Origin of the sequence: Butyrivibrio sp. AE3006 (genome assembly GCF_000424165.1) — a bacterium.
In the GTDB taxonomy this organism is placed as follows: Bacteria; Bacillota; Clostridia; order Lachnospirales; family Lachnospiraceae; genus Butyrivibrio.
Map to the genome: position 1 here is coordinate 1 of NZ_KE384145.1, position 16,034 is coordinate 16,034.

15 protein-coding genes are annotated in these 16,034 nt (G+C 41.8%); 2 read left to right on the plus strand and 13 right to left on the minus strand.

The window, feature by feature from the left end; genetic code table 11:
* Nucleotides 1-309 (minus strand): transposase (locus tag G603_RS20890; RefSeq protein WP_035793858.1); only part of this gene is annotated, 309 nt, incomplete at its 3' end.
* Nucleotides 310-686: 377 nt separating this feature from the next.
* Between G603_RS20890 and G603_RS0116985 the strand changes: the two genes are divergently transcribed.
* Nucleotides 687-1,265, plus strand: coding sequence for a GNAT family N-acetyltransferase (locus G603_RS0116985; protein WP_035793860.1), 579 nt, complete (start codon nucleotides 687-689; stop codon nucleotides 1,263-1,265).
* A gap of 77 nt (nucleotides 1,266-1,342) precedes the next feature.
* Here the strand turns inward: G603_RS0116985 and G603_RS0116990 are convergent, their stop codons facing one another.
* The 11 genes from G603_RS0116990 to G603_RS0117040 form a co-directional block, all read right to left on the minus strand.
* Nucleotides 1,343-1,894 carry a GNAT family N-acetyltransferase gene (locus G603_RS0116990; RefSeq protein WP_026670962.1) on the minus strand — a complete coding sequence of 184 codons (552 nt, stop codon included), beginning with the start codon at nucleotides 1,892-1,894 and terminating at the stop codon, nucleotides 1,343-1,345.
* A gap of 83 nt (nucleotides 1,895-1,977) precedes the next feature.
* Entirely contained in the window at nucleotides 1,978-2,631 is a 654-nt protein-coding gene (locus tag G603_RS0116995; protein ID WP_026670963.1) for an HAD family hydrolase, read from the minus strand.
* Nucleotides 2,632-2,725: 94 nt separating this feature from the next.
* Nucleotides 2,726-4,708, minus strand: a complete 1,983-nt coding sequence (locus G603_RS0117000) for a DNA/RNA helicase domain-containing protein (RefSeq protein ID WP_196808097.1) — start codon at nucleotides 4,706-4,708, stop codon at nucleotides 2,726-2,728.
* A gap of 124 nt (nucleotides 4,709-4,832) precedes the next feature.
* The gene (locus G603_RS0117005) at nucleotides 4,833-5,177 is read right to left on the minus strand and encodes a phenylpyruvate tautomerase MIF-related protein (RefSeq protein ID WP_026495368.1); all 345 of its coding nucleotides are present in this window, start codon (nucleotides 5,175-5,177) and stop codon (nucleotides 4,833-4,835) included.
* A gap of 22 nt (nucleotides 5,178-5,199) precedes the next feature.
* Complete coding sequence (locus tag G603_RS0117010) at nucleotides 5,200-6,783, minus strand: amidohydrolase (protein WP_026670965.1); 1,584 nt, start codon at nucleotides 6,781-6,783, stop codon at nucleotides 5,200-5,202.
* Nucleotides 6,784-6,886: 103 nt separating this feature from the next.
* Nucleotides 6,887-7,663: an amino acid ABC transporter ATP-binding protein gene (locus G603_RS0117015; RefSeq protein ID WP_026523515.1), complete on the minus strand. Its 777-nt coding sequence runs from the start codon at nucleotides 7,661-7,663 to the stop codon at nucleotides 6,887-6,889.
* On the minus strand, nucleotides 7,647-8,435 hold the full coding sequence (locus G603_RS0117020; protein WP_026523514.1) for an amino acid ABC transporter permease: 789 nt from the start codon (nucleotides 8,433-8,435) through the stop codon (nucleotides 7,647-7,649). Before G603_RS0117020 ends, G603_RS0117015 begins: the two co-directional genes overlap by 17 nt.
* Nucleotides 8,436-8,553: 118 nt before the next feature.
* Nucleotides 8,554-9,501, minus strand: coding sequence for a transporter substrate-binding domain-containing protein (locus G603_RS20895; protein ID WP_051208057.1), 948 nt, complete (start codon nucleotides 9,499-9,501; stop codon nucleotides 8,554-8,556).
* Nucleotides 9,502-9,773: 272 nt separating this feature from the next.
* Entirely contained in the window at nucleotides 9,774-10,604 is an 831-nt protein-coding gene (locus G603_RS0117030) for an HAD family hydrolase (protein ID WP_035793864.1), read from the minus strand.
* A gap of 2 nt (nucleotides 10,605-10,606) precedes the next feature.
* Nucleotides 10,607-12,331 carry a glycoside hydrolase family 3 protein gene (locus G603_RS0117035; protein WP_026670967.1) on the minus strand — a complete coding sequence of 575 codons (1,725 nt, stop codon included), beginning with the start codon at nucleotides 12,329-12,331 and terminating at the stop codon, nucleotides 10,607-10,609.
* 17 nt (nucleotides 12,332-12,348) lie between these two features.
* Entirely contained in the window at nucleotides 12,349-13,854 is a 1,506-nt protein-coding gene (locus G603_RS0117040; RefSeq protein WP_026670968.1) for an MFS transporter, read from the minus strand.
* Nucleotides 13,855-14,076: 222 nt separating this feature from the next.
* Here G603_RS0117040 and G603_RS0117045 point away from each other — a divergent pair, with 222 nt between their 5' ends.
* Entirely contained in the window at nucleotides 14,077-15,297 is a 1,221-nt protein-coding gene (locus G603_RS0117045) for a helix-turn-helix domain-containing protein (protein WP_026523510.1), read from the plus strand.
* 70 nt (nucleotides 15,298-15,367) lie between these two features.
* Here the strand turns inward: G603_RS0117045 and G603_RS0117050 are convergent, their stop codons facing one another.
* Nucleotides 15,368-15,919 (minus strand): GNAT family N-acetyltransferase, encoded by a 552-nt coding sequence (locus G603_RS0117050; RefSeq protein ID WP_026523509.1) that lies wholly within the window; start codon nucleotides 15,917-15,919, stop codon nucleotides 15,368-15,370.
* Between the last annotated feature and the right edge of the window lie 115 nt (nucleotides 15,920-16,034).

Here is a 16,034-nt window from a genome sequence, read left to right on the forward strand (position 1 = left end):
AACAAGAGCAGCCTCGCTTCGGGAATAGTTTTCAAATATAAGTGTTTTGAAAGGCTGATTGCGATGCCTGGGCACAGACAGGGTGATTGTACCTATACGCGTATTGAGTTTGCGTTCGCGGGAACCATTCCGGCTATCCATGCGTTCATCGCTGCGCTCGTAACGTTCAGCACCAAGCTGCTCAGTTGATTCAGCAACCAGGACAGCATTAAGGCTGTCAGTTAAAAGCTTACGAAATGCCTCATCATGGTCTGATGACAATAATTGTAGAATTTCATCCTGATTTAAAGTAATATTGAGTTGAGCCATTGTGTTCTACCTCCGGTATTATTTAGGGTTGTGGTGATTCTATTATACCTAAAGGTAAGAGCCAGTGGCTTTTGCTTTTATAATACAATATTCAATTTACACCATTATAAGGACGTTACTATATGATGCACTTTTATATACTTTTTTCTGTGCTTTATAAGTACCCGGGGTGAGTGTTACAGGAAATGCTTATCGAAAAAGTATATAAGTCAAATTATCATTTTCAATTTATATACCGAGCGAAGAAGTTACGGGAGAAATAGGTATATAAATTTGACTTAAGAGCTTTTCTTATATATGTTGTGCAAAAAGGCGCGTTACAAATATTTTAGTAACACTTTTGTAAAAAGACAGAATCGAGATTTGTGGAGGATGTTATGTTAAAAGATTATGAAATAGATAAACCAATTCTTGAAACGGACAGATTGATTATTCGTGTGCTTAACGAAAATGATGTGCCTGATTTAAAAGAGTGGCTTGGGAGAGATGAAATCTATACATATTGGGGCAGAAAAGCAATTAAGAATGAGAAAAATCCTGAGCTTATGTTTATTGATCCCCGCCCTTGGGTAAAAAGAAAACCTTCTCCTGATTTTGATTGGGGAATTGTACTAAAAGAATCCAATAAAGTGGTGGGTATGATTTCGGTATTTAATATCCAAAATTCCAGAATGGGTGATATAGCATACAGAATCAATCCTGAGTACTGGCATATGGGAATTACTACAGAAGCTTTAAAGGAAGTGGTACGGTTCATATTTGAGAACACAGAAATAGACCGTTTGAACGGAAATGCGGATGTAAGAAACATTGCTTCAAATAAGGTTATGGAAAAATGTGGTTTTATAAAAGAAGGGACCGTTCGCCAAGGAAAAATGGTTTCTGTTTATTGTGATTATAATATTTATGGCATGCTCAGAGATGATTATGTGAGCTTGCATAGTATAAACGATTAAATTAATCCCAGGAGTGATATGTACCCCTTTCACTGGTTGTCCAGTAAAAAGGGTACACATCACTCCTGGGATTTTTATTACTCAAAAATATTCACCATAATGATCTCGTCGCGGTAGGTTCCGTCCAGGAGCTTGAAGGCTCTAGGGTTGATGCCGTACTCCTTGAAGCCGCTTTTCTCGTAGAGGTGGCGGGCTCTTTCGTTGTCGCTGTAGACGCCAAGCTCAAGCTGTTCGAAACCGTTGAGTTTTGCCTGCTCGATGGCAAGGGACATCATGTAGCTGCCAAGTCCCATTCCGGTGTATTTCTGACGGATAGACATTCCAAGATAGCCTCTGTGCATATATTTAAGATGAGGGCGAACCATGAACACACCGAGATCGCCGACAATCTGATCTCCGAGGAAAGCATTGATCATGAAATCTGTCTTACTTGCTTCGAACGAATCAAGAAAGCCTTTCATTCTCTCCAGATTGAATGGGCCATCTTCAGGTTCTCTTGCCAAGAAATGAGTCTCTGCCGCAGTGGTCTCCCTAAGGTCTTTTAGAAGCGGCGCATCTTCTGAACGAGCACTTCTTATTATCGCTTCTTCCCCATTTGGAAAAACAAATTTTCTTTCTTCAATCAACATCTCTTATTCTCCCATTTCTCTACCATTCTTGTGTTATGCCAGATTGCATGCAGCACTGCATTTGCCGAATTCTTTTAAGCTGCCTAATTCCTTAGATATCCCACCACATCAATGAGACTCTCAAGCACTGTTTCAGAAAGCTCCTCCATCTCTTCATTAGAAGGCAAAAGATCAGGCACCATGATGGGCCTTAAGCCGCCAGCGTTAGCAGAGCGAATTCCGTTGTAGGAGTCCTCTATAGCATAGGCATCCTCCGGCTTTACGCCAATCTTTTCACAGGCAAGAAGGAAAATCTCCGGATCAGGCTTACTCTTTGAAACCATGTCGCCTGTCACCAGCTCATCAAAATAATCCAGAATTCCTGCATCTCTTAGCTGATTCTCCACGGTCTCCCTTTTGGTGGAGGAAGCAAGCGCTATCTTCTTTCCTTCATATTTAAGAAAATCCAGAATCGCATGTACGCCGTTTTTCATAGGAAGACGGCCGCCATCATATTTTTCGTGGTACATCTTAGAAGCTTCCTTAGCGTAAACATCGTATGGAAAATCATCGCCATAGGCTTTAAGCATTATTTCTCTGGTCCTTTGATCCGTTGTCCCGGTGCAGGCAAGATATGGCTCTTCCATATTTTCAATACCATATTTTTCTGCCAGCTCAAGCCAGCAATTCATAGTTGCTCTTTCTGAATCGAAAATAACTCCGTCCATATCAAAAACAACCGCTTCAAATTTTTTCAAATCCACGTCCTCCCATCAATCCATTTCTACCCACAAAAAGACCTATGCTTTTGAAACAGGTCTGTCACAATCAGTATGGAAAGCCCTTTTCATTTCAGAAATTACACCTGGATCTATCTATTCTTTCTCTAAAATAACCCATGTGTTCTTCATTGATACAATAGATATAACACTTCTTTAGCCCTCTGGTCAGAAGCATTCTGTAGCGGTTCTTAATGAGCTCAATTTCTTTTGTCGCCTTATTCTCCTGCTTAATTTCACTGAAATCCTTACCTATAATGACAAGAACCGTATCATACTCAAGCCCTTGAACCTCAGAAGGATTCAGTACTTCAAGCATGCTTTTTTTCCTGCTTTCATCCACATTTGGATTCAGTTTCCAATAAAACAACTGTTTTCCATCAATCTTGATGTCTTTCTCATATCCACTATCAAATTTATTAGTAGAAACGACCTGCAATTTGGGCTCTTCCCTTGCCACCTTCAAAATATCAGCTGCATTCTCGATCAATTCAACATCAAAATCGAACTCTATGTCGTCATCAAAAGCCAATGTTGAGCGCTCCATGTCAAGCAGGTCTTCAACCCAGCTTAAATAGCCTTCATCCTGATTACACCTGAACTGGGACCATAATCTGAAAACATTTGCATTGGGTTTGTCTGTTGCTGCCACACCCTCATTTTCTATATAGGGAATCACCAATTCTTTGTAGGCTGATTCGGAACGTTCCTTCTTATCAACAACTAAAACGCCCTCATCTATTCCTTTATCTTCCTCTAGAATTTTCTGCTTGCTGTCGTTAAAAAATACTGTGTACTTACTACTGTTTATCAGTCTTTTCAGCTGGTCAGCATCCGTTCCGTTAAAGCAGTGGGCCTCATCAAATATGATAACATCATAGGCAGGAGCACCTTCCTTCGCATTATCTAATTTCTCCCAATACTCCATCGATACACCCTTTTTCTGAAATTCTTCTCTCTTTTCTTCGATCAGACTTTTCAGCATGCCAACGGGTGCAAGCCTCTTATAAACAAACGCAATTTTTATCTTGTTTTCTTCTGAAACAGCATCATTAAAGTCCATACAATATCTTAGAAGAAACATTGCCAAAAGGGTCTTACCACTTCCCGGGCCGCCCTCTATCACATCAACTATTCTCTCATTTTCAGAAGTGATACTCTCCCACAGCTTTACATTTTTATCGTTTTTAAGCTTCTTTAGCGCTTCAGTCTCATCACTTCCAAAAAGGAACTCCAGTCTCTTTTCCAGATAATTGTCGTATTTCTTTTTAATGTTTCCACCTTCAAAATCATATCCACTCAAAAAGAAGGCCTGGTCCGGACGTAGAAATTTCCTGTATTCTATTACCTGATCCGGTTTACAAACAAGGATGTCAGCCAGTTCCGCCGACGATAATATACGATATTTGCTCTTTAATTTTATAAACACATTACGTGCATTTGAAGGAGCCTCATCTGTCCCGGAAAACTCCTCGCATATAAAATCAACTAATCTTTCTTTATCTTCTTTCAGGAATACATGATCAGCTTCGGTTATACCCAGCTCTGCGTCTTTTGGCACCTCCAGATTATGCATATACACACATGAGATGAGCTCTATAAAATCCGCATCACCCGGTATGTTTTTATTTTCCACAGAGCGCATTATATTATTTCTATATGCCGTCACCTGCCCCACAACTGTCTTTAATTCTACAAGTTTATTCCAGGCATTATGAACCCTGAATAGTCCTTCTTTTATTTTGCCTTTGCTATACTGCTTTAACTCAATAAGCAGTATTTTCATTTTATAGCCTGTTGCCTTGTCACCATAATAGCCACCTATCAGCATGTCCGCACGAACACCCGGCTCGCTATTATCACCTTTCATGTCCGTTTCACGATAATATTCCAGACCTACAGATAGATTATCAGGTATTTTTTCATCGCTAAGAACCTCTCTCATATAAAAGCTAACTGACTGGCACCAGGCTCTTATTTCACTATTACTTACAGGGTAGAGATAATTAGCCCTTTTTATATATTCTTCCAGCCACTTTACCACCCTGGATTTCATGCTGCAGTCTTTACACCTTTTATTTTCTTCTTCATTACAGCATTCTGTGTTTTTGCAATCTGACAAAAAGGACTTTTTACTTTTTAGATATGGAAACATATATATCCTCTACGCAAAGAAAGAATCAGAAATTATTGCCATTCCAGCCCCAATCATGGGATGCTGCATATTTAATATACATGTGATCTGGAGCCACTCCCAAAACTTCGCCGTAAATCTTAGTGAGCTCTGCTGTCATTTTCTCGAAAGCAGCGGGATTGGGATCGCCGTAAATATTAACTGCGATAAAAGCAGTGGGGGCATCTCCCTCACCTCTAAAGAACATGTTCTGATCGTCTGCAAGATCGATCATGAGCCAGCTCTCACTTTTTCCGGGAATAAGAGCTATAGCCTGACCAAGTCTCTCCTTAAGCTCTTTTCTCTGCTCGGGTGTTGTCTTAACGCTTACCTTTGAATCAATAAATGGCATAATTTATTCCTCCTTCATATTGTTAAATATCCAGTGCTTTTGCCACGGCGCCTTCAGGGATAGGGCACACATATCCTGAAGCTGTGCGCTTCTCAAATTCCGCTCTTGCTTCCTGCAAAAGATCACTGTTTTCATACAAATCAATCGCTGCCATGCACAAAACTTTTCCCGCATGTATTGCAGCCTTATGTCCTATGGAAGAACCGGCTGATGATACGTTCTGCCAGCTGTGGCCGGGACATCCGTTGGGCCATGCTGCCACGTGAATCTGCGCTGTAGGGCAAACCCAGCTCACATCTCCCACATCTGTGGATCCGGGTTCAAATGCATATCCCATATAGTGAGGAAGTAGAAAATCATTCATGGGACATGCAGCGCCCTCCTGGGTTCCGGTGCTGTTCGCATCATACACTCCAACGCATTCAAGCTTCAGCTCTTCACCTAAGGTCTTACGAAGCGCTTTCACACTATCCGCATACTCTTCGTCAAAATCAGAACCTATTCCCGGCACATCTCCAAAGCCTTCGTAGCTTCTTCCAAGTCTGCCTGCAAAATCAAGTTCTTCCGGAGTATGCTCAGGAACTCCAAGCTCCTCGAAATTACTGTATAAAACCTTCTCAAGACTTCTATTGGTAACCGTATCTGAAAGGCCGTCAATGAACTCTCTGTCATAGGTTGTCTCAGTCATCAGCGCTGCGCCTTCTGCAATCTTGTCGACTCTCTTTTGAAGTTCCACAGCCTCACTTACATGATTGGACCTGACCATATAAAGGACCTGAGCTCTTGGCTGAACCACGTTAGGACTCACACCGCCGCCATCTGTAATGGCATAGTGCACTCTCGCCTTCTCGCTCATGTGCTCACGTAAAAACTGAACGCCCACATTCATAAGTTCAACTGCATCAAGGGCGCTTCTTCCCATCTCCGGAGCTCCGGAAGCGTGGGATGCCTTTCCATGAAAAGTGTACATAACCTGAATGCAGGAATTGGATGAACCAGTAACCACCTCATTGCAGTCTGCCGGGTGCCAGGTAAGAGCTGCATCAAGCTTTTTCCACTCGCCATCCCTTGCCATAAAGGCCTTGGATGCACAGCCCTCTTCTCCGGGGCATCCATACAAAATCACTGTGCCTTCAGAACCCGATTCACTCAGATACTTCTTTATTCCAATAGCCGCTGCCATGGCTCCTGCCCCAAGTAGATTGTGTCCACAGCCATGTCCTGTATTTCCTTTTTCAAAAGCCCCGCCACATGACTCTGCACTGCGATCGCAAGCTGCATCTGAAGCCTCCACGCTCTTAGGAACAAACTCCTTTTTCTCAGCTACACCTCTCTCCTGAGAAAGCCCGGAAAGTGCATCATACTCAGCAAGGATTCCGATAACCGGCTTACCTTTTCCAAAGCTTGCTTTAAATGCTGTGGGAATATTGCAGATGCCCTTCTCCACTTCAAAGCCTTCCTGGGTCAGCTTATCACAGTACAGATCGCATGACTTATATTCCATGAGGGAAAGCTCTGCGTATTCCCAAATCCTGTCTGCCACCTCGCATATTAAAGATGCCTTATTTTCTATTTCTTCAATCGCTGTCTTTTTGTTCTCTTTCATCCCATTTCCTGTTCGTAGTAGGAACTTTTGTAAGTTCATATTATTGAAAAAGCAGTGTACTTATCCCACTGCTTTCTCTTATCACAAATCTAATTTTATACGTTTACAGAACCTTACTCAAAAACTCCTGAAGTCTTGGATGTTTCGGATGTTCAAAAATCTCTTCAGGCGTACCCTGCTCAAGAAGCTTACCGTCAGCCATGAAAAGAACGCGGTTTCCAACTTCTCTTGCAAAGCCCATCTCGTGAGTAACAACAACCATGGTCATGCCTTCCTCAGCCAGCTGCTTCATAACATCAAGAACCTCACCTACCATCTCAGGGTCAAGTGCTGATGTGGGTTCATCAAAAAGCATAACCTCAGGCTCCATCATAAGTGCACGAACAATAGCAATACGCTGCTTCTGTCCGCCGGAAAGCTGAATTGGATATGCATCTGCTCTATCCTCAAGGCCAACTCTCTTAAGGAGCTCAAGCGCCTTTTTCTTTGCTTCTTCTTCTGAAACCTTCTTCACCTTAACAGGTGCCAGAATCATGTTTTCCATAATGGTCTTATGAGGGAAAAGATTGAAATGCTGGAAAACCATTCCCATCTTCTGTCTGTGAAGATCCATATCCACTTTAACCCACTTACCGTTTTCATCTTTATATTTTTTCTTGGTGATATCCACGTTGTCAAAAATGATGGCACCGCCTGTAGGCTCCTCCAGCAGATTAAGTGAGCGGAGGAAAGTAGATTTTCCGCTTCCTGAAGGGCCGATTACAACCATTACATCACCCTTATCGATATCTACTGTCACGCCATCAAGGGCTTTGATGGCACCAAAATTATAATGTTTTTCAAGATCAGTTATCTGAATAAGCTTATCTCTTGTCGCCACGGCTCATCCTCCTTTCAAAATATGCAATCAGCTTACTTGTAGGGAAGCACAGGCAAAAGTAGATTGCCGTAGCCACAAGCAGAGGCTCGATTATGATGAAAGTTGCACCGCGAACAGCGTTTACCGCTGACATAATATCCTGAACACCGATTGTATAAGTGATCGCAGACTCCTTGATGATTACAACGAACTCGTTTGCAATTGCAGGCAGGATATTTTTAATAGCCTGGGGTAAAATGATGTATCTCATATTCTGGAACTGGCTCATACCAAGGGATCTTGCAGCTTCAGTCTGACCACCGTCAATTGACTGAATACCGGATCTCATGATCTCACAAAGATATGCACCGGAGTTCATGCCAAGAGCAACTACGCCGGGGAAAAATCTCTCAAATTTGATGAATCCCAGAAATGTAAAGCTGGGAAGCTCAATAAGAGTACCAAATACGCCATAGTATATGATGGCAACCTGAACAATTACAGGAGTTGATCTGAGGATTTCAACGTATGCTGTCGCAAGAAAACTAATGGGATTAAATTTGCTTAGCGTAACGCCGAATCCCTTTTCCTTTTGATGTCCGTCCTTATCAAGACCAAGAAATGCCAAAGGATAGAATCGTGACATCCTCATGCTTGATAAAATCAGCGCCAGCACAAAACCGATCGCCACTGTAAAAAGTGAAAGCATTACGGTTACTACCATGCCCTGCCAGAAAAGGCTTGAGTATGATGAGATTTTGGGGAAATTCTCCCACTTAATAAAACTGTCCATAACGTATTTTTCTCCGAAATATTGTTAATAGTTTATACTAATATACCATAAAAACAGACTCGGAAATATATGCATTTCCGAGTCCGCATTTTCTTATATGCATCTGGTCATAACGGAATTACTGATCAAGAAGACCCTCAATGATCTCTCCGCTTGCCTGCTCGTTAGCTGTTGCAACAAATTCGTCCATTTTACCCTCTGAGATAGCCTTAGCGATTGCTTCGTTAACGCCTGCCTTAAGAGCATCATTACCCTTGCTTACGCCGATTGCAGAACCCTCTGCTCCGTCATAAGGAACATCAAGTACTACGCAAAGCTCAGGATAGTTCTTAGCATAGCTCTCAGCAACTGCTGTCTCGATGTAAGCACCATCAAGCTTGCCTGCGATAAGCTCAGCAACGATATCTGTAACCTTTGTAAGCTGAATGATATCAGCATCAGGGCTGTTTGCCTGAGCAAGGTCTACCTGGATGGCACCTGTCTGAGCACCGATCTCATACTCAGCATTGTTTGTATCCTCAAGGCTTGTGAACTTGTCCTTGTTAGCCTGTGTGCAAACAAATGACTGTCCGCCTTCATAATAGATATCTGAGAAATCCATGATGGATTCACGCTTCGGGTCAGGTGAAAGTCCTGCAACACCAAGGTCAACTGCCTTGGTCTGAAGCTCCATGAGAACGCCGTCAAAATCAACAGGTACAACTTCAAGCTCAAGTCCAAGATAATCAGCGATGTACTGAGCAAGTGCAATATCAAAACCTGCAAGAGTGGGTGTTCCATCCTCTCCTACTGCATAAAACTCATAGGGAGCAAAGTCAGGAGAAGTTGCTACTGTGAGCTTACCGGGAGTAACTGTTGTGATCTCAGCCGTTGCCTCTGCTGCATCACCTGCATCCTCGCTCTCCTGTGCTGTATCACCTGCTGCCTCTGTCTCCTGAGCTGTATCAGCTGCTGCCTCTGTAGAAGCCTCTGTGCCGGGTGCGGTATCTGATGATGAGCCGCCACATGCTGTCATGCTAAATGTCATTGCTGCTGCCATAATAACTGCCATAATCTTCTTTTTCATAATATGCCTCCTTCTTGGTTATGTTTATTCAAAACCGTGATGTATATTTATTCAATTAATCTTGCATAATATACATACTAATACATAAATAAAATTAATTCAATACCTAATTTGTTGATTTTTTATTTGTTGAAAAAAGCCCGTAAAATAGCACAAAAAAGGAACACCCGCCACAGTAGTGGCAAAGTGCTCCTATATAATTTTCATATCAGATACTGCAAATATGCAAGCATAATCGCATTATGACCTTTTGATCCTATCATCAACAGTACTCATCTCAGATTATCCAAAAAATCTTTTTTGACTTTTTCCTGATAAGCACCATCATAGCTGCCATCAAGAAATTTTGGCAAAACATTCGGAACGAAGTCAGCCCAGGATGCTTCTTCATGATTTACGCAAATAGGATAGAAAAGAACCCCATTGGAATTAGCAGCATCCAGATCACCTACAGCATCGCCGCACATGATTATTTTTTTCTTATCATAACCTTTATCCGCAACACGGCCAATGCAATAAGCCTTACTTCCCATATCCTGAGTGCAAAGAAGATCAACGCTGTCAAGAAGCCCAAATCGCTTCCACTCAGCCTTTACAGCCTCCGGATTAGCACTGGATACTACCACTACATCACAGTGTTTATGTATCTCCAAAAGAGCTTCCTTTACTCCTTCAAAAGGCTTTATATCATCCTCCGGAAGAGCTTCTATTTCTTTATTTACAGCTATGCTCCAGCTTAAGGCCTTGGCAAAGATTTCATTTTCAGTGATCTTTTTTTCTATTGAATTATTACTGAGTTCATCTGCTTTTTCTGCCCAGTCTGAAAACTCTTTGATGCCTTCTATATGTGTATATTTTTCATTCACTTCTTTAAGCGCAATTGCCAGACCCTTGAACCTGTTGATTCCCCTTGTGACTGTATAAAGGTTCACCCTATTCCAGCTTTCAAGGATTGCGTTCTGCCATTTCTCAAGATGCCACTCTTTTATCATGCATGGTCCAAAACATCTTATATGCTTGATATTCATGGTATCCATTGCGCAGCCATCTGAATCCACGCATACCACGAAGTCTTTCTTTTTCTCAAAACTATTCCATTTCATAATTAAAGTCTCGTATCCCATCTTCCGCACCACACAAGCTCGTTGGCACGGCCTTTGAATTCAGATTTTCCTGTGAGCTTGTCCACAAGTGCATGTAAGTATTCCTGAGTATCTGAATAAGCATTTACGAAAGTCTTCATCATTGGTACATCGATAAGATGATTGGTGTAATTAAGTGATACTGCTACCGTAGGCACTTCACCCGCATACCAGGGTATCTGTACTGAATGTGATGCATCATACTTAACGCGCACGTTATTCTCCTGGGCATACCCCTTCATATTGATGACCAAAAGTACAATATCCGTTTCCGCCTTAAACTTTTCTCTGTTCTGATGAACCATCACCTTGAATCTGTTTATGGGACTTGGCTGTTCCATTTCATATTCATAGATATCCTTTGGTGCATTTACGTTAAATCCTGCATCCTCAAGTTCCTTAATGAGCCATGCTTTGGCTTTATCTGCCCCATCTGTAAGAGACACCGGTGCACTTTCCAGGAAAAACAAAGTCAGATTTTTCTTTTCCTTAGGATTTATAGGAAGGAGTCCCTGTGTATCTTTTACAAGGGTAATGCTCTCATCTGCAGCCTTTGATGCAAGGGCGTGATGTTCAGAGCACCCTACAATATCAAGGCCTTCCTTTGAAGGGAACTTATACTCATTAAGATTAAGCATAGCCTTCATCCCAAGAATCCTGTAAACAGCATCATTAAGCCTGTCTTCAGAGATTATTCCTTCCTCAAAACCATTCTTTACATACTGAATATCCTCTGCCGGGTCGTTGAAAAACAGTATCATATCACAACCTGCAGCGATTACTCCCGGAATGTAATCTTTTCTGGGTGCAGCGGCTGTCAGACCTGCCATATGGGTTGCATCAGTTACTATAAGCCCGTTAAATCCAAGTTTTTTTCTAAGAAGATCCTGAAGAAGCTCAGGGGATAAAGTGGCCGGCTTAATATCGCTGTCCTTCATTCCGGGGCAAAGCTTTTTTGAATATGCTCTCTGAGCGATATGCCCCACCATAATACTGGGAAGTCCTGCATCAATAAGAGTCTTGTAAACATATCCAAAACTTTTATCCCACTCTTCTACTGACAGATCGTTGCAGCCCATAACCAGGTGCTGGTCTCTTTCTTCGGAACCATCCCCCGGAAAATGCTTTGCTGCACAGGCAACGCCCCTTTTCATATTCTCTTCCATGTATGCGACTGACCTGTTTGCCACGAGCTCCGGATCATCGCCAAAAGCCCTCGTATTTACAATGGTATTTCTCCAATTGGATACCACATCACAAACGGGTGCAAAGACCCAGTTACAACCTATGGCTTTTGCTTCCACCGCGCCAACCTTTGCCATATCTCTCACGGTTTCTTCTGTCGTGCTTGCTCCGCAGGCAGCTCCGGATGCTACCATAGTCCCTTCAGAAACAGCACCGTTTCCTCCTGCTTCTGTGTTCGCTGCTATGAGAAGCGGCACCTTACTGTTTTCCTGAAGAAATCTGTTCTGCTCATACACTTCTTCCAAAGTCCCGCCCTGCCAGCGAACACCACCGATGTGGTATTCGCTTACAAGCTTCGACAGGGTCTCTTTATCCCGTTTTAGTGTAAGATTGATGAAAAGCTGTCCAATCTTCTCATCTTCAGTCAGAGAATTATAGGTATCTTCCACCCATCTGATCTGTGATTCATTTAAATTAAAGGGCTTTGCCTTAAGATCTATCATTTAATTTATTGCTCCATTCATACTGCTTTTTTATTTAATTCAATGTTCTCAATACTCTGAGATTCTTTTTTTATTTTTGCAATGTCCTCTGCTATCTCTTCCATCTTCTCTTTTGTAAGCGGATAGAAATGCATCGCTATCACATTACATACATATCCAAGAAGGATAATGCCAAACATACAGAAGATACCAACTGCTGCAAGACCTGTTGAATAAGGTGTTTCAGCTGTAGGAAGCTCTGATGATGAGCTTACCATTGCGCAAAGCACGCCTACGATAAGAGGTGCAAGTGAAGATACAAGCTTATCGATGAAACTGAATACTGTTCCGATAAGTCCCGGTACATACTTTCCGCTGCGATATACTTCATAGTCTGTGCAGTCAGCTGTCATAGGATAAACAAGGTTTCCTGCAATCTGCTTAAAGCCTGTATACAGGATCATCAGTCCTACGAAAGCAAGTGAAAATGCGTTCCAACCTGCAAATTTTCCATCACCGGGAAGTGAAAGCGCTGTAGGATCACCGAAAACAAATAATCCGATGAGTGCAAGCATGATAACGATTGATGCATAACTTGAGTATTTAAAGCTCTTCATCTGACCAAATTTTCTTGCGAAGAATCCGATACCAAGGAAAATAATTACAATTGCAGGGATAGTTGTATATGCGCCTACAAGTCCTGCTGCGCCTGCATTTTTACAGATGATCGCATAGATGATTATTGATACAGTAGCGCTGCCATTCATCTGAGTAGCAAGTTTGTCTGTTGATGCACTGATAACAAGCATCTGAAGAGCCTTGTTCTTTTTAAGCACCTCAACATAATCCTTAAATCTGATCTTCTGTGTCTCTGTATTACCTGCGCCATAAAATTCAGGTCTGTCCTTCTGCCTGATAGCAAGATAAGCAATTACTGTAAGTGCAAAGGATGCTACTGCAAATACTTTCCACATCTCCTGGAAGTATCCCATATCAAACTGGTACATGTGCTTCTGCAGAAGATATGTGTAGGAATACATCGGTGCAAAAGTAAAGAACAGTGTTCCACAGATTCCTGAATAGATACCAAAAGTAGGTCTTTGCTTAGGATCACTTGTAAGGCAGGTCTGTGCTGATTTTGTAACAACACACTGGCATGTGTAACCAATGATATATAATGCATAGAAAAGCACGAAAATCAAAAACTGCGCTGCTTTAGGAAACATCGGTGTTACAAAAAACATCAGTGCAGATGTGCCCAGCATCACAAGCTGTCCTAACACAAGGAACGGTCTGTTCTTTCCAAATTTTCCATGAGTTTTATCTAAAATAATTCCAATTATAGGATCTGTTATACCATCCCACAGTCTCATGACTGTTGCCAAGGATGATGCGATAACTACGCCCACGCCAATGATTCCGTTGAGGTAATAAGAAATAAAGATCATTTCCCACATATACAGGTTAGTAGCCACATCATTTAGCGCCAGTCCCGCAATTTGCCACCATTTTGCTCTGTTAATACCTTCTAGTTTCTGTTCCATTTCTTCCTCCTTAGCTGCCCCCAATTGCAGCTCTTACGTTTTTTGATAGTGAAATAATAGAAGGATTTGAGCTTTTCCTCAATGACTATATTATGTTTTAGTAGTACTATATTTTCTTACGCGTGTTTTTAGAGAATATTGTATTATAATAAATAAATATAATATGTTTAGTGCATTAAAAAAGACTACCATAATAAGAATGTTCGGGAGGACCGGTTTTATATGGAAAACACATACCTTAATTTTCTTACCAGCTTCTTCTCAAAACTGAATGTGGGATATCATGTCACGGATATGAACTCGCCTCTGTCTTCTGATATTGACCTGGGTCTTAGAAGCGCAATTACATATGACGCTCCGGAGTGTCTTAATTCTTTTAATGAAATAGAGCATGATTTTGCGACATCACAGATTATCTACCTGACCTGTGACAGGTATGAGTGTCACTACATACTTATGCCAATGCTTGATGAAGCAGGCCACATAATGATTATTGGACCGTATCTAACTGAAAACTCAGGCATTAACAGGACAAATGATATCTGTAAAAGAAATGGCATTCCTGAAGGGTTGGCCTCTTTTTTGCACCAGTATTATGCAACTCTTCCATGCCTTTCGGATTCTTCTGTAGTAGAAAATCTGCTGCTTACGATTGGTGAAAACTATTTCGAAGGTGGTAACTTTAAAATTGAATATATTAAAGAGAGTTCCATTCCGGTGACCACCTATACCACATCGGCAGATTCTGGTACAGGTACCGATGATATAATGGCCCGTCTTGAATACAGATACAGCTTGGAAGAAAAAGTACTGGAGGCCATATCCCGAGGTGACTTTAGCTCAGCCATGCACTATAGCTCTGATCAGGCCCTTAGAAACATCGACAATCGATCCTCAAGCACTCTTCGCAGCAAGAAAAATAACCTTCTTGCCTTTAATACTGTATGCAGAAAAGGGGCTCAGAGGGGAAATGTCCATCCCATCCATCTTGATGAAATGTCCAGACGTATGGCTATAAAAATTGAAAATATGACTGCCCCGGATCAGGACAAGGAAATGCACAGAGAAATTCTAAAAAGATACTGCACAATGGTCCAGCAAAATTCCACAACCGGATACAGTCCCACCATGCAGCGAGTGATAAATCATATATATCAGCATCTTTTTGAGCAGGAGCTCACTCTCCAGAGTACAGCTCTTGGCCTTTCCCTCAATAAAAGCTACCTTGCTACCATATTCAAGAGAGAGACAGGTAAAACTTTCACGGCATATGTGAACTCCAAAAGGCTGGAGCACGCCATTTTCCTGCTTAACACCACAGACCTGCCAATCCAGGAAATCGCCGGTTCCTGCGGTATTCCTGATGTTACTTATTTCACCCGAATTTTCAAAGCAGACAAAGGCATGACCCCAAGCCAGTACAGAAATATGCTAAAAGGGTAAATATCGTTCAAAGTTTAAACCGTTCTGTCTTATAGACAAAACACCGTAACCAGTATGAGTAAATGAAATCTTATGTTCTGTCCGCACGTATCATTGAATGCCAGACTTCATCACATATACCGCAGTTGTTTTTTCCTGCAGCTCTAAGGATTCCCTCCTGCTTCATTCCTACCTTATCCATTACCCGGCCGGATTTCGGGTTATTAGCATCATGGCAGGCCGCAATTCGGTTAAGTCCTACCTCATCAAAAAGATAATCCATAACTGCCTTCAGTACTTCAGGCATGATCCCTTTTCCCCAAAAGGCTTTCCCCATACAGTAACCCATATCCGCAGCTTCTGTGTTTTCATTTAAGTGCACAACAGAGATATTTCCAATAACACTGCCTGTTTCCTTAAGTTCAATTGCCCAGTTAAAATAGCCACCATCCTCGTACTTTGATACCCAGTCGCTTACCAAGGCCTTTGTGGTTTCAACACTGGTATGAGTAGCCCATGTCAGATATTTTGTAACCTCAGGATCAAATGCCCAGTTGTCGAACATATCCTGCGCATCTTCTGCTTTAAATCTTCGAAGAATCACTCTCTGGGTCTCTATGGTCTTTGTCCCAATCTTATTCATACCTGCCTCCTCATCCGCTATATTAAGCGTCTTTTTAATAAAAGATAATAATATGAAAATTGAAAAACGTCCAGTACTCTGATAAATTAACTATAGCCTGCAAGCAAGGCACTTT

Excerpts from the sequence above, each read along its gene's own strand:
- G603_RS0116985 (WP_035793860.1), top strand. The coding sequence starts at position 687 with ATGTTAAAAGATTATGAAATAGATAAACCAATTCTTGAAACGGACAGA.
- G603_RS0116990 (WP_026670962.1), bottom strand. The coding sequence starts at position 1,894 with ATGTTGATTGAAGAAAGAAAATTTGTTTTTCCAAATGGGGAAGAAGCG.
- G603_RS0117000 (WP_196808097.1), bottom strand. The coding sequence starts at position 4,708 with ATGAAATCCAGGGTGGTAAAGTGGCTGGAAGAATATATAAAAAGGGCT.
- G603_RS0117005 (WP_026495368.1), bottom strand. The coding sequence starts at position 5,177 with ATGCCATTTATTGATTCAAAGGTAAGCGTTAAGACAACACCCGAGCAG.
- G603_RS0117010 (WP_026670965.1), bottom strand. The coding sequence starts at position 6,783 with ATGAAAGAGAACAAAAAGACAGCGATTGAAGAAATAGAAAATAAGGCA.
- G603_RS0117020 (WP_026523514.1), bottom strand. The coding sequence starts at position 8,435 with ATGGACAGTTTTATTAAGTGGGAGAATTTCCCCAAAATCTCATCATAC.
- G603_RS20895 (WP_051208057.1), bottom strand. The coding sequence starts at position 9,501 with ATGAAAAAGAAGATTATGGCAGTTATTATGGCAGCAGCAATGACATTT.
- G603_RS0117030 (WP_035793864.1), bottom strand. The coding sequence starts at position 10,604 with ATGAAATGGAATAGTTTTGAGAAAAAGAAAGACTTCGTGGTATGCGTG.
- G603_RS0117035 (WP_026670967.1), bottom strand. The coding sequence starts at position 12,331 with ATGATAGATCTTAAGGCAAAGCCCTTTAATTTAAATGAATCACAGATC.
- G603_RS0117040 (WP_026670968.1), bottom strand. The coding sequence starts at position 13,854 with ATGGAACAGAAACTAGAAGGTATTAACAGAGCAAAATGGTGGCAAATT.
- G603_RS0117045 (WP_026523510.1), top strand. The coding sequence starts at position 14,077 with ATGGAAAACACATACCTTAATTTTCTTACCAGCTTCTTCTCAAAACTG.
- G603_RS0117050 (WP_026523509.1), bottom strand. The coding sequence starts at position 15,919 with ATGAATAAGATTGGGACAAAGACCATAGAGACCCAGAGAGTGATTCTT.